This window comes from Polyangium jinanense (assembly GCF_028435265.1).
Taxonomy (GTDB): Bacteria; Myxococcota_A; Polyangia; order Polyangiales; family Polyangiaceae; genus Polyangium; species Polyangium jinanense.
This window is the reverse complement of sequence record NZ_JAGTJK010000001.1, coordinates 695565-717615: the sequence shown is the minus strand read 5'-3', so window position 1 is coordinate 717615 and position 22051 is coordinate 695565. Positions and strand designations below refer to the sequence as shown.

Sequence of the window (22051 nt, the reverse complement as noted above, 5' to 3'; positions counted from 1 at the left end):
AAGCGAGGCCGACGCGAGTGTCTTCCTGCGTCTCAGGTCACGAGCGCACGCACAGCGTCGGCCTCCGGGGATACCCCTTACCGGAGACAAACCGGGGAGTCAAGTCCCTGGACAAACATTTGGTTCCGGGACGAACGCGCTCTGGAGGCCCTGCACGACGGGCCGGAGCGTTCCTCGGGCCCACCACGGGGCCCGAGCGGCTGTGTCATTTGAAGCTTGGAAACATGAGATCCTCCCCTCCGAGGAATGTCACCTTGCCGCCCGTCAACATTTCAATTCCTCGCACGTCGACGGGCACGCTTCCCATTGCCATGTGAAGCGCTTGCACCGAATCGATCCCCCAAACTTTCCGCTTTTCTCGCCGCCTACCGGGCCCGCGTATCTCGTACACGACGGACCAATCGTTTCCTTCTTTTTGAGGTGCGCTGATTCGCACCCTGACATTTTTAGGCTTTGACTCCTGGGAGTGGCGGAATTCAAGTATCCTCTCGGCAACGACCCTTTTTATCGTGGGCATTTGTCCTTCATTGCCTCTCGTTCGCAGGCGCGCCGACAGTTCGCCCGGTCCTCGTTCGATTGCGCCCAGCAAATGGCCCTGTCCCTCGCACTTCGCAACTTGCGGCAGCGCGCGTTATCCATATTCCAAATGGCTTCGCACGCATTGTAACATGCCTCAAGGGGGGTATAGGCCGCATTCTTGCACCGTTCCTTCTCGGCTTCCTCGTCGGTATCATCCTTCAACGACACGGCCGCGACCACCACGAGCACCGCGACCGCGACGACGATCATCGTCCCAGACGACCCGACGACCACCGGGATCAACCTGATCACCTGGGGCAGCGCCCACGTGTTCGCCAGCAGGCCTCGCGTAGGCAAGAGGCCGCCGCGCGAGACCAGCTCGTCGCTGTCCGGCGAGAACCCCGCGTCCGCCATCCTTCGCAGCGCTTCCATCATGCATTGCTGGACGCCGGCGTCGTCGAGCCGCGGGCCCTTGGGCTTCACCGCCGTGACGCGGTCGCCCGTCAACTCGACCGCGAACTCGATCTCGTACGCGTTGTGCCGAAGCCGCTGGCCCCCGTCTTTGACGCACGCTTGAAGCGCCTGGACCGTCATCGGAGGGAGCGCGAGCCCGCTGCCCTGCCTGGGCGCGACGGCGTGCTCGTCGCTCGCCCCGCATCCCATAGGCACCATGGACACAGCCATGCACGTAGCGACCACGGTCACCCCCGCAAGCCGCCGCTTCCCCATGAGCCCACCCCCTCCCCCCTCAACGTAGGTAAGGCAGGCTACGAGACACAAACGATCTCCGTCAACCGTTTTCCCGGCGCGCAAAAAGCCTTCAAGGATCAACTCGAAGCGGTGCACCGCCGCTGTGTGAGCCGATCCTGGTGAACCGTAAGGGCTCCATTCCCCCCGTGAACGCGGATCCCGGTCAACTGCAACACCTCCCGCCCACCCCTTGCAGGTGACCAGCATCAGGAACAAGGGGGCGAGTCGACCCCTTGCAACTGACCCGTGGCAGCCCGAAGCGCAGTCGACTCCGTATCGCAGCCGATCCCGGTCTTCCTCGACACCCGCCGTCCCATGCCCCGAGGCACTCCTCATCAGGCGCAATACGTGGCCCGTGCCCCTCGCGCCTCCCCCTTGTCATCCGCTCGTTGACACGGCTCCCCGTTGCATGCGACCGTCCTTACCCATGCGCGACCTGCACCTGGGTGATCTGGACATCGGTCTCGAGAACCTCGCGACCCAACGCAAAGCGGACCTCGACCTGTCCGCGGCGGGGAAGCTGTATGGCCCCATGCTCGCGAAGAGGCTCGAGGCCATCCAAAAGCTCCCCGAAGTGCTCCGCAAGCGTCCCCTCGTCGCCGAACTGGAGGCGACCGATATCCGTCACGACGGGTACGGCGGCGCCATCTTCGCGTATGTAGAGGCCATTCTCCTTCTGCCCATTGCCTCGGACGCGACACGCGCGGCAGCCCTGCGGATCCGGGAGGCATTCGTCCCGAACAAGACCGGCCTCACGGATTCGTATGCAGAGGAAGCGGCGACGGCCAAAAAGAACAGGCCCAAGCTCGCCGAGCTGGAGGCCGAGTTGAAGATGCTGCCGGCGCCGGACGGCAAGACGCTCCACGACTGGGTGAGCGGCTTCCTCGACGCAGGGGACGAGCTCTCGACGTTGCTGAACGAGCGTTCTCTCGCAGGCGTGAGCGGCAACGAGAACGGGAGCAAGCTGCGGAGCGAAACGATCAAGCTCCTTTACCAGTTCCGCGCGACGCTCCGGACCGAAATGGACGAGAACCCGGCCCTACCGCGGGACCTCGAAGGGCGCGTGTTCAGCTACTTCGATGAGCTGAATACCCGCAGGAAGCGGGCCGGAAAGTCGAAAGAGGCGGATGCGCCTCGACAGGAGCCGGAAGGTGGGTCCCAACAGGGGTAGGTTCAATCGCCCGTCGTCGGCCCCGGATCCGGAATCGGGTCGCGCATCGTGACGAACTCCTCCGCGGCCGTCGGGTGAATGCCGACCGTCGCGTCGAATTGCGCCTTCGTCGCGCCGCATTTGATCGCAATGGCCACGCCCTGGATGATCTCCGGCGCGTCCGCGCCGACCATGTGCGCGCCGACCACCTTCTGCGTCGCCCGATCCACGACGAGCTTCATCATCGTTCGCTCGTCCCGCCCCGAGAGCGTGTGTTTCATCGGACGGAAGCGCGCGCGGTAGACGTCGACCTTGCCGTACCGCCGCCGCGCCTCGTGCTCCGGCAGGCCCACCGTGCCCACCGGCGGCTGCGAGAACACCGCGCTCGGCACGTTCTCGTGGTCCATCTCGGTCGGGCGATCGCGGAAGAGCGTCTCCGCCACGGCCCGCGCCTCCGCGATGGCCACCGGCGTCAGGTTGATCCGATCGGTCACGTCCCCGACCGCGAAGATGCTCGGCACGCGGGTACGCGAATACGAGTCGACCTTGATCGCGCGCACCTCATCGAGGGCCACGCCCACCTCCTCGAGCCCGAGCCCCTGCGTATTCGGCGCGCGACCCGTGGCGAACAACACGACGTCCGTCTCCAGGATCTCGCCGCCCGCAAGGCGCACGGACAAACAGTCGGCTTCCTTCGCCACGCTCCGCAGGATCGTCTCGCGCAGGATCTTGATGCCGCGCTTCTGCATGCCCTCGGCCACGGACTCGCGCACGTCCTGATCGAAGCCGCGCAGCACGTTGTCGCCGCGCAGCGCGAGCGTCACCTCCGCGCCCGCGGCGCGCCAGATCCCCGCGAATTCCACGCCGATGTAGCCGCCGCCCACGACGAGCGCGCGGCGCGGCACGTACGGCAGATCGAGCGCCTCGTCCGAGGAAATGCCGAGCTCCTTGCCCGGAATGTCGGGCCGCACGGGCCGACTGCCCGTCGCGATGAGCAGGTGCCGCGCCGTGTATCGTTTGCCGCCGACGTCGACCGTGTGCGGATCCACGATCCGCGCGAACCCCTCGATCGTCGTGACGCCCGCGTCCCGCAGCATGCGCACGTAGATGCCGTTCAGCCGATCGAGCTCACGATCCTTCGCCTCGATGAGCTTCGCCCAGTCGAGCTTGGCCTCGCCGAACGTCCAGCCGAAGCCACGCGCGTCTTCGAGCTCCTCGGCCACGTGCGCGCCGTGCACGAGCAGCTTCTTCGGCACGCAGCCGCGCAGGACGCAGGTGCCGCCCACGCGGCGCGCCTCGCAGATCGCGACACGCGCGCCGTACGAAGCCGACCTGCGGCTCCCCGCCACGCCGCCTGAGCCTGCTCCGAGGGTGAAGAGATCGAAATCGAACGTGGTCATCGCGGGGCCTCCTCGGCGCGAAGTATGCGGGAGGAACGGCTGGCGCGCGATGGCGTTTGGAAAAACGCTCGGCCCGGCCGTTACTTGCGGCCCGTCTCGCTCGAACGCATGCAGCGCCGGAGCGCCTCGCGCAGCGTCGAGAGCGTGATGATCTTCGTGAGATCGATCCCGATCTGCACCATCGTCTGCGCGACCGCCGGCCGGATGCCCGTGATGATGCAGCGCGCGCCGAGCAGCTCGGCCGCGCGCACGAGCCGCCCGATGTGATCGGCCGTCGAGGTATCCACGATGTCGACGCCCGTGAGATCGATGATCGCGTACGTCGCGACCTTCTGGGTGATCGCGTCGAGCAGCCGCTCCATCATCTCGGCCGCGCGCTGGCTATCGACCACGCCGAAAAGCGGCAGCGTGAGCACGCCGTCCCAGACCTCGATGATCGGGGTCGAAAGCTCCCGGATCGCCTCCTCTTGCCGCGCGATGAGCTCGAGTTTTTCCCGCAGCTCGCGCTCGGCAAGCGACCGTTCCTCGACCTCCTTGCGCACGCGCTCGAGCGCCACCGCGAGGTCCGCCTTCGTGGCCTGGTCCGAATGAAAGAGCGCGTCGAGCCGGTCTTCGAGGCTCCTCTCCGAAGCCCGGATGACGAACTCGTCGTAGGCGTCGCCCTTGGAGGCGAACGCCGTCTGCTCGGCCCAGCAGGACGGAACTCCGAAATAACGCTGAAAAATCCCGGCGAATTTACCGCCCACGTAGGCAGAGCCCCAATCGGCCTCGATCGCGCGCTGCGCCATCGACTCCCAGCCATTGTGGACCCGGACGCGCGCCTCGCCGGTTTTCAGGTCGGCGACCACGAGCTCCCAGCGCCCCCAGCCCGCCGAAGAGGCGATCGCCGCGAGCGCCTCGAAGCCCTTTTCGAACGTGGGCCCCGCGGCAATGACGGCCCAATCTTCGTCCGTGCTGTCGCGGCCGCCGCCATGGAGCGCGAGCCGGAACCGCTCGGTGCCCACCATCCGGTGAAAACCGGACAAGAGCCCGGCGATGGACGATTTCGTCCACATCGTCACGGCGGGAGAGCCGGCCCAGGTGCATACGCCTTTCTCGGCGTCCCACTCGACATCGATTCCCCCGACAGAGATCTTGTCGCCCATCTTTCGGACTCACCTTGCAATGAAAGAAGAGCGTATCGCGGGCGCCGAAATCAAGCCAGCGAAATCAAAAGTTGCAGCCATAGCGTAGTACGCCGCCATCACGAGTGACAACGGGCTGACACTGCTCTGCAATCGTGACCGTGTACCTGGAAAACGGTGCAGGCGCGCCTTCGCCAGAGCGAGGCGCGGGCGCTCACGCGGCTCCCACGTGGTCAGGAATTTTTGGGCTTTTGCGGATCCACCGGACGCATGAAGCGGCGCAATGCCTCGCGCAGCGTCGATAGCGTGGCGATTCTCGTGAGGTCGATCCCGATTTCGACCATCGTCTGCGCGACCGCGGGGCGAATGCCCGTGATGATGCATTTTGCGCCGACGAGCTCCGCCGCGCGCACGAGCCTTCCGATGTGATCGGCCGTCTCCGCGTCGATCGTGTCGACGCCCGTCAAATCGATGATCGCGACACGCGCGCCTTTGTGCATGATCGCGTCGAGCAGCCGCTCCATCATCTCGGCCGCGCGCCTCGCATCGACCACGCCGAAGAGCGGGACCGTGAGCACGCCGTCCCAGACCTCGATGATCGGGGTCGAGAGCACCCGGATCGCCTCCTCCTGCCGCGCGATGAGCTCGAGTTTTTCCCTGAGCTCGCGCTCGGCCAGCGACCGCTCCTCGACCTCCTTGCGCACGCGCTCGAGCGCCACCGCGAGGTCTGCCTTCGTGACCTGATCCGATTGAAAGAGCGCGTCGAGCCGATCTTCGAGCGTCCTGTCCGAGGGCCGGACGACGAATTCGTCGTAGGCGTCGCCGTCCACCGCGAACTGCGTCTGCTCGGCCCAGCAGGTCGGAACCCCGAAATGGCGCTGAAAAATTCCGGAGAGCTTGCCCGCGACGAAGGACGCACCCCAGGAGACCCCGAGCGCGCGCTGCGCGACCGATTCCCAGTTGTTGTGGACCCGCACCCGGGCCTCACGCGCGGCGAGGTCGACCGAAACGAGCTCCCAGCGCCCCCAGCCCGCCACCGCCGCGACCCGGATGAGCCTTTCGAACCCCTCCTCGAACGTCGGCGCCGAGGTAATCATGCGCCAATCACGATCGACGCTGTCGCGCCCCCCCTGCTGCATCGCGAGATCGAACCGCTCGGCCCCGACCATTCTCTGCACCGTCGTGAGCAGCCCCGCCATGGTGCTCTCGATCCACGCCGTCATCACCGGCGCACCGCCCCACAAGCAAAGCCCCTCCTCCTCCCGCCACTCGATGTCGATGCCGGCCACCTGAAGCTTCGAATTCATGGCGCCGACGATAGATCGAGCACGAAAAAATCGCACCCGAGAAACGGGAAAATCACGGTCTACAATGTGCTACATTACACCACAGGATCGAGATGCTTCTGGAAGAACGCGAGGACGCGATCCTTCGCGTCGAGCGCGGAGGGCTCGTGGTAGCCGGCGTGCATCGGCAGGAGCGGGCCGATCTTCTGGAGAATCGGGCCCTCGATGCGCGTGTAAAACGAATGACCCGCGTCCTCGTAGACCTTGATGTCCGCGGGGACGCCGAGCTTGTCGAGGCTCCTCCGCAAGCGCACGGGCGCGTCGCGCAGAGGCTCGTCGAGCCCGCCAAAGCTCGCCACCGTCGGGCAGGCGCTCGGCAGATCCTCGGGGACTTCGCCATAGAAAGGTGCAGCAACCTTGTAATGGCCCCGCATCGCGAGCACGATCGCGAAGCCGCCGCCCATGCAAAAGCCGACCACGCCGAGCCGCTTGGCGTCCACCTCGGGGCGCGACGCGAGATACCGCCTCGCCGCGTCGAGATCATCGAGCGGACGGCCGCTTTGCTTGACGATCGAGCGAATCGCACGCGCGACGCAGAGGAGCTTCGGGCCGCGGTGAAAGAGGTCCGGGATCAGCACGACGTACCCCGCCTCGGCGAACTCCCGCGCGACGCGCTTCATCTCCTCATTGAGGCCGAACACCTCGTAGATGAGCAAAAGCCCGGGGCCCGGCTCCTGCCGGTCCGGCAGCGTGAGGATGCCCCGCATCGAAAAGCCGTCGTCGCAAGGAAACCTGATCTCGCGCTGATCCATGAAGCCCCCTTCTACCACGGGGGGGCCGCATCCTCAGCCGAGAGAGCGCTTCTTGCCGGGCGGCGCGCCCTGCCCCGCGGACGCCGGCATGCGCACCGAAGGCTTGCGCGCAGGCCTCCCCTCCGTGCGGGGAGGCGCGAGTTTGCGCAACGTGGCCTGCACCTCTTCACGCACGTGCGGGCCAAGGAGGCGCTCGGCCTGGGCCACGACACGGCCGGCGAACGCGGCGAGGATGGCCTGGCCTTCGAGGTCGTCCTGCTCAGGCGCGCCCGTCTTGCGCCGGTGTTCCTCATAATCCCGGGCGCACGCGCCGAGCGGACCCGGCGCGGAGAGGGCGCGACGCACGACCAGGCGCGCGCCCCGCTCGCTCGTGACCGCCGGGAGCTCCGCGGCGATGCGGAGGGCGCCCTCGACGTTCCCGGCCGCGGCGAGCATGGGCGCGAAGTACTTCCGGGCGAGCTCGACGAGGCGCGGGGCGAGCGCCTGCTCGTCGAGGACCGTGACGTCCGGCGAGAGCAGCCCGGCCACGCCAGCCTCGTGCAGGAAGGCGTTGAGGACCCGCGAGCGTGTCGGGGCGACGCGCAGATACGTCCCCGAGCCCCGCTCGTCCGGACGTACGGCGGGCATGCTCTTGACCGAGCGAGGCCGCCGCGCCCGCGCGTGGTGCTGGGCGGCGAGCGCCTTCTGCGCCTCCGGATCGGTGCCCGAGACGAGCTCGGACACGCGCTTGGCGGGGCCAAAGGCTGGATCCGACGGTTTCGTGTGGCGCTTGCCGCTGGACATTCGACGGGGTGGCCCCGAAAGGAGCCTGCTCGTCCGTCTACCACGCGGAAAGCGTTCAGGTGTGGAGAACTTGGAGAGGCTCGGACGAATATTGTCCGAGGCTGGATCCAGGCTGGTTTTGGAGAGAGGGCTCAGGCGGCGCGGAGGACCTCCTGGATGGCGTCGAAGCTCGCGGGCTTGACGAGGTGGGCGTTGAAGCCTGCTTTCAAGGCGCGATCGCGGTCCTCGGCCTGGCCGTAGCCGGTGACGGCGACGATGAAGGGGCGCGTGGCGTCACCGTCGCGCAGGCGCCGGCAAACCTCGTAACCGTCCATGCGCGGCAGGCCGATGTCGAGCAGGACGATCTCGGGACGGCCGTTCGAGACGGCCTCGAGGGCCGCCTCTCCGTCGTGCGCGACGGCGACCTCGTGGCCGAGGGTTTCGAGCAGCGCGGCCATGGTCTCGGCCGCGTCGATGTTGTCGTCGACGACGAGGACGCGGCGGCTCTGGCCGGACAAGGGGAGATCGGTTTCGTGCGGGAGCGTCATCGGGACCTCCTCGAGGGCGAGACGGACGATGAATTCGCTGCCTTTTCCCAGCCCCTCGCTATGGGCTTCGACCCTTCCGCCATGTAGCTCGACGAGGCGGCGAACGAGAGAGAGCCCGATTCCGAGCCCCCCTTCCGAGCGGTCGAGGGTGCGCGTCGATTGATAGAATGTGTCGAATACATGCGGTAGGTCCTTCGGGTCGATCCCACGGCCGTTGTCCTTGATCCGGATGAATGCTTCGTTTCTGGGCCCCCTTTCGATGCAAAGGTGGATGCAGCCGCCGTCGTCGGTGTACTTGGCCGCGTTGTTCAGCAGATTGGCCACGACCTGCGTGAGCCGCGCCGCGTCGACGTTCACATGGAGTAGCTCCGGGCAAGGCGCGAGGACGAGCTCGTGGCTCCGGGCGTCGATGAGCGGCATCGTCGATTCGACCGCCTGGGCCACGATCTCGCAGAGCTCGTGCGTCTCCCTTTGCAACGTGATCCGGCCGCGCGAGATCCGCGAGACGTCGAGCAGGTCGTCGAGCAGGCGCACGAGGTGCTCGACCTGCCGCTCGATCACGGCGCGGGACCGCAAGAGCCGCGGCTCTCGGAGCTCGAGCTGCTTCTGGATCTCCACGGCCGTCTTGATGGGCGCGAGCGGATTGCGGAGCTCGTGCGCCAGCATGGCGAGGAATTCGTCCTTGCGGCGATCGGCCTCGCGCAGGGCCTCCTCGGCGCGCGTCTGATCGGTGACGTCCTGGACCAGGATACCGATGCCCACGATGTCGTCCGCCTGGCGAGCCCGGATCGGATAATAATTGCATGACCATTGCCGGACCTCATCCGGGCGCGCACGCGTCTCGCCGGAGACGACCACGTTGAGGAACCGCTCTCCCGCGAGCACACGGGCGTACACGTCCTCGACCTTGGACCAGAGGTCGGGGACGAGCTCGACGACCCGGCGCCCGAGGTGCTCGGCAACCGAAAAACCATTCATCACCGCCAAACTCTCGTTGACCTGGACATACCGGCATTCCCGATCGAGCAGGGCGATGCCGACGGGCGCATACGCGAAGAGGCTGTCGAGCAGGCCGAGCGTCTCTTCGGTCAAGCGCTGCATCTCGCGGAGCGCCTCCTCGTTGCGCTTTCTTTGCGTGATGTCCTCGATCACCGCGGTCGACGTGGTGATCACCCCATGAACGTCCCGCAAGAAAAAGGCGTGCACACGCACCCAGGCGATGCTGCCGTCCTTGCGGAGATACCGCTTTTCGGTGCGGTACACCCGCCCTTCCCGCGCCGCCTCCCGGTACCCGGCCACGTCCTTGTTACGATCCTCGGGGTGCGTGAGCTCGCTGAAGGTCTTGCCGAGGAGCTCGGTCGCCGAATACCCGGTGATCTCGCAGTAACACGCGTTGACCCGGAGCAAGCGCCCGTCCTTGACATCCGCCTGCGCCATACCGAGGGGAATCCACTCGTAGAGCTGCCGGAACAGCTCGTCGGTCCAGCGTGCCGCGCTCTCGGCGGCGTGGCGCGGCGTGAGGTCGCGGATGACCGTCGCGCGCGCCGGACGGCCCTTGACATGGACGTTGCCGCCACGAAGCTCGGCCACGAATCGGCTGCCGTTCTTGCGCTGGAGCACGGCCTCGTACGCGGTCTCGACGCCGCTTTTGCTGTGCTCCGCGATCAGAGGCCGAAATTCCTCGGGCGCGAGCATTTCCTTGCGGGTCCCGAGAACCTCCTCGCGACCATACCCGAAGAGCTCGGTGAAGGCCTGGTTGACGTCGAGGATCACGCCCTCGCTATGGAGGACCAGCGGATCGAAGGAGGCCTGCGCCAGGGCGCGAAATCGCTCCTCGCTCTCGCGCAGGACCTCGACCTCGCCCATCGTGCGCACCTCGCGGGCGCGCAGCCGCTCGAGCAGGGTCGTGCAATCGCCGAACTGGCGAGCGGAGCGGCGCATACGCTCGCCGATCCAGGTAATGGCGAGGCCGAGCGCGACGAACGGCACGACGAGCAAGAGCGCGCTCCCGCCGGCCATCGCCCCGCGGGCGAGCACAGCGAGGCCACAGAGCGCCGTGGCGAGCAGGCCGGGCCCGAGGCCGCCGACCACGGCCGGAAAGGCGACCGCAAGGGAAAAGAGGGACAAGGGTGGACGCTCGCCGAGCCACCGTTCGAGTGACGCATGCACGGCGATCGCCGCGAACGGCGAGAGGACAGCCAGGAAGAGCCCGAGCGACGTGGACCGTTGTGTTCTATGCGTGTGCATTCGGCCCCATGACGTCACGGATCGTTACGTAATAGAGCCCTACTACGATCTAGGCGAGCAGCACGTCACGCTGAATGCATTTTCTCGACGCTGTCCGGAAAAACCTGTTTTCCGCAAGGATGGGCTCGCTGCGGAGAGTGTTCGGCTCAGCAGCCCGGGCCGGTCGGGCAGCTCCCTTCGCGGGGCGTGGCGCTCGCGGCGCCGATGTCACACCAGGTGGGGAAGATGTCGGGCAAACCCTTGGCATAAGGTGATTCGCCGGCGCCGAGCCAGTAGGGGTGGTCGAGGACGAACTGCCACATCGACGCGTAGCTCGTGAGCCCGTTCATGGCGTCGATGGGCGGCTCGGCGTGGCCGCAGTTGTGAACGCATTCGAGGAAGAAATGCCCCCGCTCGGCGAGGTTCTTCTCGAGGTCCTTCGAGGCGGTCTCGAAGTTCATGACGCCGAAACAATTGTCGGTGGGGCCGCCCCAGAGGACGATCGCCGGCATGCGATGCTCGGGGTTCGGGAAAGGCTTGATGAGGCCGCCCGTGCCGCCGGAGAGCGAGATGATCGACGAGAGGTATTGCCCGCGGCCGCCCGCGAGCTGGCTCGTCCAGAGCGCGCCGGCGCTGACGCCGGCGCTGGCGACACACTCCTTGTTCACGCTGAACTGCGCCGAGACGCAGGCGAGCATGTCGTCGAAGAAGACGAATTCCTCTTCCATGCGCGCCGGGGTCTGCGTGGTGTCGAAGGGCCATTTGAATGTGATGTCGTCCTTCGATTCGGGGATGACGGCGATGAAGCGCTGGCTGTCGACGGCCGCCTGGATCTGGCCTTTCTCGAAAAAATCATCGGCGCTGCCGCCGAGCCAGTGCCAGAGGAAGATCACGGGGAGGCGCTCGTCGGGCAGGATTTCGGTGGGGACGACGAGGCGAAAATCTCGGTCGGCGTCGCCACTCTTGATGAGGTTGTGGCCGGAGACGAGCGCGGGACATTCGCCGCCCGAATACTTGGGCGGCTCGGGCGCGAGGGGCGCGCCCGCCGGAGGCGCGTCGCCGCATTTCAAAAAGACACTCGCGCCGCCCCCGCCCCCCGCGCCGCCTCCTGCGCCCCCCGCGCCCCCCGCGCCGCCGTCGCCCCCGGCGCCGCCCGCGCCGCCCGTGCCCCCGGCCGCGCCGGCGCCCGATCCCGCGAGGCCGCCCGTATTGGCCGACCCGCCGTCGTCACCGCAGCCCTCGGCCATTGCGACGAGCCCGAGAAGTGCAAGAAAAATCGCGCCGTACTTCATAACGAAGACCTCCCGGAATGGTCTTACACCCGGGGCGGCGCGGCGGAAAGTGGATCCGGGACACGGGTGACATTGCCCGCGAGTGGGACTTGTGTCTTGTGACACACCGGTGTACCGTGCTTCCTCTCTCCGTGGAGTTGACATGTCTGCTGACCCGGCGATCGTCGATCTCGTCGTCGACTTCTACCAGGAGCTGTTCCGCAGTCTCTTCTCGTCGCCATTTGCCGAAGATCTGCGCAGGGAACGTCTGAAACGAGACGCGATGCGCCGACAGGTGGAAGAGGTTGCGAATGCGGCATCGCAATCCGTCGTCCGGCTCTTCATGACGGAAGAGCTGAACGAACCACAGGTACGCGCGATCGTGGAGGGCTGGGCAGCGCTGTCGTCGACCCTCCGCCTGCCCGACGTCTCGACGTCGGGCAGCAACCCCGAGGAGCTAACGGAGCGGCTGCTTCCAGCACTTGGCTGCCCTCCCGCGGTCCAGACGAATCGTCATGAGACTGTGTATCGGCTGGGGTTGCACGGAGTCATCCAAGTCTTGATGTTGACCGGGCCGGTCCTGGCCGAGTGGAGGCGTCTCTCCTTCTCCCAGCACTACGAGCCCGTCCGCAAGGTCGTGGCGAAGCTCGACGATATCGGCGAGAAGCTCGCGTTAGGCGTTTCTCAACTCGAAACAAGCGATGGGCGGTACGAATTAAGCTACCGCGACTTCTTATTGCAGCGGTTCAATCGTGTAGAGGCAGGTACCGTTCGGATGACGACGAACATGGACGTCGATCTCCGGGAGCTATTCGTAATGCCGCGAATTGAAATCCGCGAGCACGGGCAGGCGAGAACGGTGGCCGAAGATTGCGGCAACTTGATGAAGCTTGCGGACGCACGAAAATCGCTGGGAGAACGCCGGAAAGGGACGAGTTCTCAAAAGCCTGAAGGCGTACCTGTTCTAGATGCCGTCAGAGATAATCGTTGTCTGGTGATTGTGGGACCGCCCGGCAGCGGGAAGTCTTCATTTCTTGAGTGGCTCCAGCTTCAGGTCGCAGGGGTCGACGAGCAACTCGTCCTCGCAGGACAGCAAGCGATACCGTTGCTGCTCCGAATGAGGCAACTCGTCGCGACCGAGCTTCCGATAGGTAGTGCCATGGTTGAAAAGGCGACCGGGAGTCGGGAACTCGTCACGATCATGCCAGACGGCTGGCTCGAGCGACAGATGAAAGGCGGTCGAGTGCTACTCATGATCGATGGCCTCGACGAGGTTGACCCAGAGTTGCGTGCCCGCTTTGTGATTCCATGGCTTGAGGGGCTCTACAAGGAATACCCCGGATGCCAGTTCGTCGTATCGTCCCGACCCGTGGGCTATGCTGAAGGAGCACTCTCGGCGCTAGAATTCGTAGAGGGGAATCTACTCGACTTCAACGACAACCAAGTTCATGAATATGCACGACACTGGTGCACCGCGATCCGCCTTGGTCGTAACGAGCCGGAGGATGAAGCGCGCCAGAGGGGACACGACGACGGGACGCAGATAGTCCAAAGCTTCGAAAGCCACGCGTACGTGCGTAACCTGGCCAGCAATCCTTTGATGTTGTCGGCCATCTGCCTCGTGAATTACTTCGAAAGCGGGAAATTGCCTGAAGACAGAGCCCGACTCTACCAATTATGCGTAGAGGGACTGCTTCACAACTGGGACAAACGGCGAGGAATCCACGGCGCATTCGACTTACCAGAGAAGCTGCGCATCTGCCGTGAGATCGCGATCGGCATGCAATCCGCCGATAGGGCTGAATGCCCGGTGGATGAGGCGCGACAGATGGCCGCCACGGTGCTCGCGAATGAGGCAAGAGCAAAGGACCTAATCGAGCACATTCGATATCGAACTGGACTTCTTATCGAACGCCGTCCTGGCGTCTTTGCCTTCGCACACTTGACCTTTCAGGAATACCTCGCAGCGCTCGCCGTCCACGAAGGGAACCACGCGAACATCACCACCGAACAGGTGGTGCAGGAGCATGATGACGGCCGGTGGCATGAGGTCATCGCACTCTATTGTGGAATCGCCCCGGTACCAGCAGCACGCTGGGTGCTTGAAAGCTTAATAAGGCACAAGGACACCCCATCGCTTGCACAAGTGTTAACGGAGTCATATTTCGCCACGGGTAGAGAACTGCCACAGGACATCGACATTCGAAAACGGATTATTTGCCGAGTTGCGAGTGCACCGGGCCGTTCATTTGGCACCGGCCTTGTTCGCTTCCCCGTCTCAGAAGTCGCACCCGTAGCAAACGAAAAGGTAGGAACCCCCCAAAGCGAAATCTCCGCAAGTCAGGCACATTTTTGGCTCGACTTACATAGCAAATTTTTAGATTGGGACCACTTACTATCACGCACTCTCGATCGCGACTGGGGATCGACCATGGGATTTGGTGAACTAATCTATCTCCTACACCGCCACGCCATCCCGGAATCGATAGAAAAATTAAGCGTTTGCGCCCAATTTTACAGCGAACCGGGCCCACATTTCAAGGGTGGCGTGCAGTACGATCGAATGGCAATGGTTGCGTTGTTCGCACTTACCCCGAACCCTTCTGTTGTCGCAGTACAGCCCGCACACTCAGATAGGCTCTTGCTACGAATGCTACAGAACATTCCACTCACTTTGGACCGCGATCCGCTCACGACCCAACGACTCACCGACGAACTGGCAACCCTTTTTATACCGTTCCTCGAACGCAAAGGCACAGCCTTAGACGAACCAGAGCGGACCGAGCTATTGCATCTCGTGCGCGCAGTTCGCAAATTTCTCAAGGGCAAGCAAGCTCGCCAAGAGCCCATCAAGGTCGCCATTCATTCAATTGACGCCTGGCTCCGGTCCGTGGCCCCGAACACTCACGCCCCCCAAAAACCAAAGCGGAACCGAAAGCACTCACAATGACCAACCCGTCTCCCATCTCCCCTGCATTCCATAATTTCATGCGGAACGGCGACTCTCGTGAAAAAATGGACGCGCTCGTCATCTATCGGGCCCCGAAGGCGAACACGCTCCCTCCCCCACGCGGGCGCCTGCGCGATCTCCAGAACAGGCTTGATAGCATCAAGGCCGCACAGCGCCCCGTCGAAGCAAAGCTATTTTCGCAATACAATAAGGTCAGCGGAGGGCACGTTCCGGGCGGCCAATCCCTTGGTATTGAGCGCGTCGGCGACATCCTGCCCGTGGCGAAGGCCGACGTGACCCCGAGGACACTGCCTGAGCTCGCCGAGCAACCGAACGTCATCGCCATCCTGCCGAACCAGAAGATCCGCCTCATTCAGCCCAAGGAGATCAACTACAAGTCCCTTCAGAAGAACGAGTCCAAGAACAAGTTGACCTGGGGCCTTGAACGGCTCGGGGTCCCAGCGCTCTGGGATACGACGAAAGGCGCCAAGATCAACGTCGCCGTGCTGGATACCGGCGTCCATGGCGACCACCCCGCGCTAAAGGGACGTGTGAAGGACTTCGTCGTCTTCGATCCGCTGGGCCGCCGTATCGAGTCGAACCCCTCGTTCGACGCGGGGCAACACGGCACCCACGTGTGCGGCACGATCGCGGGCGGCAAGACCCCCGACGGGGTATCTATTGGCGTCGCCCCCGAGGCAAACCTGGTGGTCGCCGCTTGCCTCATCGGCGATGCCACGTTGCTAACCCTCATCCGCGCCATCGAGTGGGCCATCGGCAGAGACGCCGATATTATCAGCATGTCCCTCGGGTTCACGTATTACGAGCCCCTTTTCGCTGAAGTGTTTCGCGATCTTATCGAAAAATACGGCGTCCTACCAATCGTTGCCATCGGCAATGAGAACCACGGGAACACGAGTTCGCCCGGCAGCGCACATAATGCACTCTCCGTCGGCGCCCTTGAGTCGATGCCGCGCGGCAAAGTCGATGTGGCCTCGTTCAGCAGCGGCGCGAGCCTCGTTTTCCCCGGAGAAGAGGTCGCGCTAGTCACGAAGCCGGACGTGGTGGCCCCAGGCGTCCAGGTCTACTCCTGCATTCCGCCTGAACGTCGCAATGGCAAGGATTACGAGTACACGTACATGGACGGAACGTCCATGGCGACCCCGCACGTCGCAGGTGTCGCTGCCCTCCTCATGGCAGCGAAGCCTGATGCCCCCGTTGCGACCATCGCGCAAGCCCTGAGAGACACGGCGGAACACCCGTCAGGCAAGGAGAAGACCCCCGATAACCGTTGGGGGTACGGCATGATTCGACCAGCTGAGGCACTCAAGGTACTCTAGGTCACAGGAGGCGCCGACTTCCAATGGCCGACGAGCGAAGAAGCACACCGGCAGGTACCTCGAAGATCAGTCCGGAGTTCAGGCGCCGGCTAACCGGATTCCCGCGCGGTGAGAGGGTCCGCGCCGTCGTCCTGCTCAAGACGGAGATTGAAGGTGGTGGACGGCGGCGCAACCGGCAGGAAATCATGGAGGCCACGAAAACAGCCGCCCGCATGGTCATGGCTGAGCTTGAGCCGCTTCTCTCCGCGACCGGAGGGCACTTCCTCGCCGATTCGCCCGACGCACTCGGCAGCGTCCCGGTCGAAGCCACCCCGGAGGGACTGGAAGCATTATCGACGAACGAAAAGGTCCGTGCAATCCTAGAAGATCAGCCTATCGCTCTTTATACCCCGGCGACGGGCAGACGCTCCCGCCCTTGAAAGTCGCGATCTTTCAAAACCGCGGGCGCGTCCGCGGGATCATCGGCAGCTCGCCCGGCGGCAGCGCCTGCAGCGCCGCCAGGAGGTTCGCGGCGCCGGCCTTCGTCTTCTCGATGCCCGGCGCGATCGGCGCCGTCTCCTCGCGCTCCTCGTAGAGCTCACGCGGAAGCTCCAGCAAGAATCGGCTCGGGGTGCGCGGCACGAGCTTGCCGCGTTGCCCACGGGCCATGCAGCGCGACATGAAGAGTTTTTCCCGGGCGCGCGTGACGGCCACGTAGAAAAGGCGACGCTCCTCTTCCAAGCTCACCGCGCCGTCCTGGTCGCCAGGTACGAAATCGGTCGCGCGCTCGACCGTCGTGCGCGAATGCGGGCAAAAGCCCTCCTCGACGCCGATCACGAAGACGTACGGGAACTCCAGGCCCTTCGAGCCGTGCATCGTGGTGAGCGTGACGCGGTCCGTCGCCTCTTCATCCTGCTCGTCCATACGAAGCGCGAGCAGGCGCAAAAACTCGGCGAAATGCTCCCGATCGCCCTTTCCGGCCTCATCACGGCGCGCGAAGACCTTGAGCAGGCCCTCGACGTTGCCCCAGCGGCGCGCCGCGACCTGCGGGTTCGCCGAGGCCGCCATGATGTCGGCTTTGAGGCCGATCGCCTCGCAGAGCTTCGCCGCGATCTCCGCGCTCGGCAGCTTTTGCTCGAACGCGAGCCGCCCGCCCTCGATGATCCGGACAAACTGCCGGCACCCTTCGAGCGCCCCCGGCGGCAGCTCCCGCACCGCGTGCGCGCGCTGCACGACGGCCCAGAGGCTCATGTCCTGCGCGGTCGCGTGCGCCGTGATCTTGTTGAACGCGACCTCGCCGATGCCCCGCGCCGGATAATTCACGACGCGCCGCAGGGACATCTCGTCGTCCGGCGAGAGCACGACCTTGAGGTACGCGATGAGGTCCTTGACCTCCTTGCGCTCGAAGAACTGCTGGCCGCCGATCATGCGCAGCGGAATGCTCCGCTCCTTCAAGGCCTGCTCGATCGGCTGAGCCTGGAGGTTCGAGCGGTAGAGCACGGCGATGTCCTTGGGGCGCACGCCATGCTTCTCGATGAGCTGTTGCGACTCGGAGGCGACGAAGCTCGCCTCGACCTCGGGATCGGCGCAGACGACGACCTGCACGATCGGCCCGTCGCCCTGCGTGGGCACGAGGATCTTGCGATGCCGTTTGCCCGACTGCTTCGCGAGGATCGCGTTCGCCACGTCGAGGATCGGCTTCTTCGAGCGATAGTTGTGCTCGAGCTTGACGACCTTCGCGCCCGGGAAATGGTCCTCGAACGAGAGGATGTTCTTCACGTCGGCGCCGCGCCACGCGTAGATCGACTGATCGTCGTCGCCGACGACGACCACGTTCCGGTGCGCGCCCGCGAGCTGCAGCACAAGCTCGAGCTGCGCGTGGTTCGTGTCCTGGTACTCGTCGACGATGAGGTACCGGTAGCGCATCTGGTACTTCTGGAGCACGTCGGTGCGTTTTCTCCAGAGGCGGACGAGCTCGCAGATGAGATCGTCGAAGTCGAACGCCTGGAAGGTGCGCAGCGCCGCGAGGTACTTCGGGTAGACGAGCATGCTGATCTCGTCGTACTCGTCCACGCCGCGGCTCTTGCGTTGCTTCTCGAGCCACTCCTCGGGCGTGATGAAGTCGTTCTTCGCGGCGGAGATCCGCGCCAGGATCGCGCCGATGTCGTAGTTCTTCGTGGTGCGGAGCTCGCGCAGGATCTCGCGGATCGCGCTCGTCTGGTCCGCCTGGTCGAGGATGGCGAACTTCGAGCCGCGGAAGCCGAGCGCACGGGTCTCCTGGCCGAGCGTGTCGAGGCCGAAGCGATGGAAGGTGCAGACCTTGAGGTCCTTCGCGACCTTCGGGCCGACGAGCTTCGCGACGCGCTCGTGCATCTCGGCGGCGGCCTTGTTGGTGAAGGTCATCGCGAGGATGCTGGTCGCGGAGACGCCCTTGCCGAGCAGCCTGCCGATTCGCTCGGTGACGACGCGCGTCTTGCCCGAGCCTGCCCCGGCGAGCACGAGCATCGGCCCGAGATCGTGCTCGACCGCCTGCTTCTGAGAGGGGTTGAGATCGATCGCCACGGCCGGGGGGTAGCGCGGCCGCGGCGGGTTGGGTAGTCGGAAAATTTCGCGGTGCGTCGGGGCCCAGGATCAGGGCGGATTCCAGGATGGGATCACGGAGGCGTCGCGAACTGGCCGGGGAACGGATTGGCGTCGTGGCGCTTGTTCACTTCGTCGTTCGTCCAGGGGAACGGGTTCGTGCCGCGCTCGTGGAAGAAGGCGAAGCCGATGACGCCAACGTTGCGCGAATCGCCGCCGGACTTTTTGGCCGCGTACGAGCCGCGCACGGAGCCGAAGCGGAAGGCGGCGACAGCGTCGACGCTCTGGCGGAAGCCGTCGATCTCGAGCTCGCCGTGCGGCTGCACGAGGTAGCCGCGCTTCGAGAAGCCCGCGGCGCGGCCGTCGATGACGTCGAGACCGTCGACGGAGACGACACACTCGATGCGGTTCGGCGTGCGGTTACGAATGACGATCGTGTAGCGGCGGCCCGCCTCGCCGACGATGTAGTTCTTGTCGCTCGCGACAAACCCGTTGAGGAACGCGCCGTTCTCGTCACGCAGGCCGACGAGCAGCGCGCCGCCCGCGACGGGGGTGACGCCGCCCGAGGTGCGACGGAAGCCGACGGCGTTCGCCATGGCGCGCGCGCCCTCCTCGTCGTTGTAGAAAAGGCTCGCCATCGAGAACGGGCTCGTGGGTTCGGCGCGCTGGAACGCCACGGTCGTGATCGACGACGAGCGCGTCTCGCCCCACTCGGTGCCGAGGCCGGGGCGGTTCTGCGGCGGCTCGGGCTGCATGACCTCGGCGCGCTTGGCCTCGGCCTCGAACGCGCCGGGGCGCTGGGAGGCGGTCCCTTGCACGGCGGCCGGGGGCGGCGGAGGCGCGGCGGGCGCAGCCTCGTCCGCGGCGGGGAAGGCGGCTGAATCGCTGCCAAACTGACCGGCGGAGGCCGTGCCGGCCGGGGTGGACGACTCGACAGCCCTCGCCTCACTCGGCGCCGCCGAGCCACCGCCCGTGTAGGTGCTCCCGCCGCAGCCGACGGCGGAGGAAAACAGCGTCGCTAACGAAACAGCCAAAAACCCACGTCGGATGAGGTCCATCGTCGTTCTCCCCACGGCTCGCGCCGTTCGCCGGTGGAAACGGAGGCGTGCACGAAGACCTTACACCGATCGCGAAGGGATCGGATCGTTCACGACGCCGCCGAACGAAGTGTGGGGCCCGAGGAGCCTGCCTAGGGCGAGACCCGCGGCAAGCGAGACGATGGCAAGGACAGAGACCACCATGCGGCGCGTGCCTTCCGACAGCGGCGTGACGCCGCTCCGGGAAGGCGGGCGAGAAACGTCCGCGGAGAAAGCGGACGGCGTGGTGATCTCGGCGGCTCGCGTGGTGGGGGCGTAAAGAGGGGCGACGAGCGCGGGGATCTCGGCGGCCATGGCTTCGGCCGAGGCGAAGCGGTCGTCCGGGTCTTTTTCGAGGGCGCGGAGGATCCACGCGTCGAGGGCCGCGGGAATGGGCTGCGGCGCGAACCACGACGGGGGCGCGGGGATCCGATCGAGGTGGGCAAAACGGAGGGCATCGAGGTCTTTGATGTCGTCGAAAGGGCCACGGCCGGCGACGAGCTCGTACAGGACGAGGCCGAGGGCATACAAATCGGTGCGCCCGTCGACGGGTTTTCCCTCGAATTGCTCGGGCGCCATGGTGCGCGGCGTCCCGAGCGAGGCGCCCCGCGCGCCCGGGCCTTCGCAGCCCGAGGCGGGCTCGGCGGCGCCGAGGTCGAGGATCTTGGCGCGACCGTCATCGCAAAGGAAAAGGTTTTCGAGCTTGATGTCACGATGCACGAAGCCCGCGCGGTGAAGCGCGCCGAGGCCGCGGAGGACCTGCGATGCAATGGTGAGGGTCGTCGGCACGGAAAGGACGCCGATACGAGCGAGCTCGGCCCGGAGGTCACGCCCTTCGAGGAGCTCGAGGACGAGGTAGGGGCGGCCGTCGTCCGTGAGCAATCCGAGGTCGAGGACCTCGACGAGGTTGTCATGACGCACGCGGGCGAGGATCCGTCCCTCGTCGGCGATACGCTCTGCGAGTCCGTGGCGCTCGGCATTGGCGGGGAGGAGCGCTTTCAGCGCGGCGCGGCGCCCGAGCAGGGCGTGTTCGACCTCGAAGACCTCGCCGACGCCGCCCTTGCCGAGGGGGCGAAGGATGATCCAAGGCGTGCCCGGCGCACGCTCGCCGCAGCGAAGAGGCGTGGAGCGCACGGGGGAGCGGGTGGAAAGAGGGGGAAGGCTCTCGTCGGGCTGGGTGGAACGCTCGTGGACGTCCGTGCGGAGGGTAGCGTTTGTCACGACGCCCTCCGTTCGGCACCGGAGAAAGCCTCGGGCGCGACGGCGCCGCGGATCGCGGCGGCGAAGGCGGCGGCCGTGGGATAACGTCGCGCAGGTTTCTTTTCGAGGGCCCGCGCGACGACGCGAGCGAGGGCGGGCGGCGCGTCGGCGACGTCGTCGAGGCGGCGCGGTGCGAGGCCGAGGTGGGCGCGCATGAGGGTGAGCAAATCGGATCCGGCGAGGAGATCGAAAGGGCCACGGGCGGCAATGCATTCGAAGAGGACGATGCCCATGGCATACACGTCGGTACGAGCATCGACGCGCCCGCCGAGGATCTGCTCGGGGGCGAGGTAGCGGGGCGTGCCGAGGATGATTTCCTGCTGCGTGGTGCAGAGAGCCGCGGCGCCGGAGACCTTGGCAATGCCGAAATCGAGCATCGCAGGGCGCGGGGGCGCGGCATTCGCGGCCACGAGGAAGATGTTGCCGGGTTTGACGTCGCGGTGCACGACGCCCTGCCGATGGGCGGCATGCAATCCATCGAGCGCGCCGGCGACGACGGACGCGGCGAACGCGGGCGCGAGGGAGCCTTTGCGGAGGCGGGTTTCGCGGAGGGTCTCGCCGGCGAGGCGGGGCATGGCGAGAAAAGGACGACCGTCCCGGGTCATTCCCATCTCACGCAGAGGGACGAGGTTCGGGTGGCGGAGCGAAGCGAGCAGGCGCCCTTCCTGGAGGAGGCGCGCGGCGGCCTCCTGGGAGTCACGCAATTCGTGACGGAGCACCTTGATGGCGAAGAGCTCGCCGGAAGGGCCCGCGGCCTCGAATACGTCGGCGGACGAACCGCCGCCGATCAAACGAACGACACGATAACGGGTCCCCACGAGCGAATCGGTTGGAAGCGCTGCGACGTCGATGAGCATGAGTTCGTCCTCCCAGGGGTTCGTCCGAGCATGACCCCCACGCACTCATGTCGACAGGAAGGGGGCGGCAGTTGCGTGTCGGGACGAAAAAATCGTAAATGGGAGGACGGGCGTTCAGGTCTGTCGCGGGAGCGCTGGACGGAGATCCAGGGGAGGGAGCC

At 65.6% G+C, this 22051-nt stretch carries 17 protein-coding genes; 4 read left to right on the top strand and 13 right to left on the bottom strand.

Going from position 1 to position 22051, the window contains the following annotated elements; translation table 11 throughout:
• Positions 1-205: 205 nt before the first annotated feature.
• Both KEG38_RS55970 and KEG38_RS03020 read right to left on the bottom strand, forming a co-directional pair.
• Complete coding sequence (locus KEG38_RS55970) at positions 206-517, bottom strand: DUF6968 family protein (protein ID WP_372518154.1); 312 nt, start codon at positions 515-517, stop codon at positions 206-208.
• Entirely contained in the window at positions 505-1191 is a 687-nt protein-coding gene (locus KEG38_RS03020; RefSeq protein WP_272417448.1) for a hypothetical protein, read from the bottom strand. The genes KEG38_RS55970 and KEG38_RS03020 overlap by 13 nt, the downstream gene beginning before the upstream one ends.
• Before the next feature lie 505 nt (positions 1192-1696).
• Between KEG38_RS03020 and KEG38_RS03015 the strand changes: the two genes are divergently transcribed.
• Entirely contained in the window at positions 1697-2440 is a 744-nt protein-coding gene (locus tag KEG38_RS03015; protein ID WP_272417447.1) for a hypothetical protein, read from the top strand.
• A gap of 2 nt (positions 2441-2442) precedes the next feature.
• On the opposite strand, the gene gor is transcribed toward KEG38_RS03015, so the two are convergent.
• From gor to KEG38_RS02980, 7 genes are all read right to left on the bottom strand, one after another.
• Complete coding sequence (gene gor, locus KEG38_RS03010) at positions 2443-3819, bottom strand: glutathione-disulfide reductase (RefSeq protein WP_272417446.1); 1377 nt, start codon at positions 3817-3819, stop codon at positions 2443-2445.
• Positions 3820-3899: 80 nt separating this feature from the next.
• Positions 3900-4964, bottom strand: coding sequence for an STAS domain-containing protein (locus KEG38_RS03005; RefSeq protein ID WP_272417445.1), 1065 nt, complete (start codon positions 4962-4964; stop codon positions 3900-3902).
• Between the two features lie 212 nt (positions 4965-5176).
• Positions 5177-6250, bottom strand: coding sequence for an STAS domain-containing protein (locus KEG38_RS03000; protein WP_272417444.1), 1074 nt, complete (start codon positions 6248-6250; stop codon positions 5177-5179).
• A 74-nt stretch (positions 6251-6324) separates the two neighbouring features.
• On the bottom strand, positions 6325-7041 hold the full coding sequence (locus tag KEG38_RS02995) for a dienelactone hydrolase family protein (protein WP_272417443.1): 717 nt from the start codon (positions 7039-7041) through the stop codon (positions 6325-6327).
• 33 nt (positions 7042-7074) lie between these two features.
• Positions 7075-7824 carry a hypothetical protein gene (locus tag KEG38_RS02990; protein WP_272417442.1) on the bottom strand — a complete coding sequence of 250 codons (750 nt, stop codon included), beginning with the start codon at positions 7822-7824 and terminating at the stop codon, positions 7075-7077.
• Between the two features lie 131 nt (positions 7825-7955).
• A complete protein-coding gene (locus tag KEG38_RS02985) occupies positions 7956-10598 on the bottom strand; it encodes a hybrid sensor histidine kinase/response regulator (RefSeq protein ID WP_272417441.1) in 2643 nt (880 codons plus the stop codon).
• Positions 10599-10744: 146 nt separating this feature from the next.
• A complete protein-coding gene (locus KEG38_RS02980; protein ID WP_272417440.1) occupies positions 10745-11869 on the bottom strand; it encodes an alpha/beta hydrolase family protein in 1125 nt (374 codons plus the stop codon).
• A gap of 142 nt (positions 11870-12011) precedes the next feature.
• Here KEG38_RS02980 and KEG38_RS02975 point away from each other — a divergent pair, with 142 nt between their 5' ends.
• From KEG38_RS02975 to KEG38_RS02965, 3 genes are read left to right on the top strand one after another with little or no spacing between them, the layout of a single operon-like run.
• The gene (locus tag KEG38_RS02975; protein ID WP_272417439.1) at positions 12012-14798 is read left to right on the top strand and encodes an NACHT domain-containing protein; all 2787 of its coding nucleotides are present in this window, start codon (positions 12012-12014) and stop codon (positions 14796-14798) included.
• Positions 14795-16138: a S8 family serine peptidase gene (locus KEG38_RS02970; protein WP_272417438.1), complete on the top strand. Its 1344-nt coding sequence runs from the start codon at positions 14795-14797 to the stop codon at positions 16136-16138. Before KEG38_RS02975 ends, KEG38_RS02970 begins: the two co-directional genes overlap by 4 nt.
• A 23-nt stretch (positions 16139-16161) precedes the next feature.
• Positions 16162-16557: a hypothetical protein gene (locus tag KEG38_RS02965; RefSeq protein ID WP_272417437.1), complete on the top strand. Its 396-nt coding sequence runs from the start codon at positions 16162-16164 to the stop codon at positions 16555-16557.
• 13 nt (positions 16558-16570) lie between these two features.
• Here KEG38_RS02965 and KEG38_RS02960 read toward each other — a convergent pair whose 3' ends face one another.
• From KEG38_RS02960 to KEG38_RS02945, 4 genes are all read right to left on the bottom strand, one after another.
• Positions 16571-18679: an ATP-dependent helicase gene (locus KEG38_RS02960; RefSeq protein ID WP_272417436.1), complete on the bottom strand. Its 2109-nt coding sequence runs from the start codon at positions 18677-18679 to the stop codon at positions 16571-16573.
• A 92-nt stretch (positions 18680-18771) separates the two neighbouring features.
• Positions 18772-19755, bottom strand: a complete 984-nt coding sequence (locus KEG38_RS02955) for a hypothetical protein (protein ID WP_272417435.1) — start codon at positions 19753-19755, stop codon at positions 18772-18774.
• A gap of 60 nt (positions 19756-19815) precedes the next feature.
• A complete protein-coding gene (locus KEG38_RS02950; RefSeq protein WP_272417433.1) occupies positions 19816-20994 on the bottom strand; it encodes a serine/threonine-protein kinase in 1179 nt (392 codons plus the stop codon).
• Positions 20991-21890 carry a serine/threonine-protein kinase gene (locus KEG38_RS02945; protein WP_272417432.1) on the bottom strand — a complete coding sequence of 300 codons (900 nt, stop codon included), beginning with the start codon at positions 21888-21890 and terminating at the stop codon, positions 20991-20993. The genes KEG38_RS02950 and KEG38_RS02945 overlap by 4 nt, the downstream gene beginning before the upstream one ends.
• Positions 21891-22051 lie beyond the last annotated feature (161 nt).

Bases quoted from the DNA above. Each gene is read 5' to 3' on its own strand.
- KEG38_RS02980 (WP_272417440.1), bottom strand. From the start codon at position 11,869: ATGAAGTACGGCGCGATTTTTCTTGCACTTCTCGGGCTCGTCGCAATG.
- KEG38_RS02965 (WP_272417437.1), top strand. From the start codon at position 16,162: ATGGCCGACGAGCGAAGAAGCACACCGGCAGGTACCTCGAAGATCAGT.
- KEG38_RS03005 (WP_272417445.1), bottom strand. From the start codon at position 4,964: ATGGGCGACAAGATCTCTGTCGGGGGAATCGATGTCGAGTGGGACGCC.
- KEG38_RS02985 (WP_272417441.1), bottom strand. From the start codon at position 10,598: ATGCACACGCATAGAACACAACGGTCCACGTCGCTCGGGCTCTTCCTG.
- KEG38_RS02995 (WP_272417443.1), bottom strand. From the start codon at position 7,041: ATGGATCAGCGCGAGATCAGGTTTCCTTGCGACGACGGCTTTTCGATG.
- KEG38_RS03020 (WP_272417448.1), bottom strand. From the start codon at position 1,191: ATGGTGCCTATGGGATGCGGGGCGAGCGACGAGCACGCCGTCGCGCCC.
- KEG38_RS03015 (WP_272417447.1), top strand. From the start codon at position 1,697: ATGCGCGACCTGCACCTGGGTGATCTGGACATCGGTCTCGAGAACCTC.
- KEG38_RS02970 (WP_272417438.1), top strand. From the start codon at position 14,795: ATGACCAACCCGTCTCCCATCTCCCCTGCATTCCATAATTTCATGCGG.
- KEG38_RS02945 (WP_272417432.1), bottom strand. From the start codon at position 21,890: ATGCTCATCGACGTCGCAGCGCTTCCAACCGATTCGCTCGTGGGGACC.
- gor (WP_272417446.1), bottom strand. From the start codon at position 3,819: ATGACCACGTTCGATTTCGATCTCTTCACCCTCGGAGCAGGCTCAGGC.
- KEG38_RS03000 (WP_272417444.1), bottom strand. From the start codon at position 6,250: ATGAATTCGAAGCTTCAGGTGGCCGGCATCGACATCGAGTGGCGGGAG.
- KEG38_RS02990 (WP_272417442.1), bottom strand. From the start codon at position 7,824: ATGTCCAGCGGCAAGCGCCACACGAAACCGTCGGATCCAGCCTTTGGC.
- KEG38_RS55970 (WP_372518154.1), bottom strand. From the start codon at position 517: ATGCCCACGATAAAAAGGGTCGTTGCCGAGAGGATACTTGAATTCCGC.
- KEG38_RS02975 (WP_272417439.1), top strand. From the start codon at position 12,012: ATGTCTGCTGACCCGGCGATCGTCGATCTCGTCGTCGACTTCTACCAG.
- KEG38_RS02955 (WP_272417435.1), bottom strand. From the start codon at position 19,755: ATGGACCTCATCCGACGTGGGTTTTTGGCTGTTTCGTTAGCGACGCTG.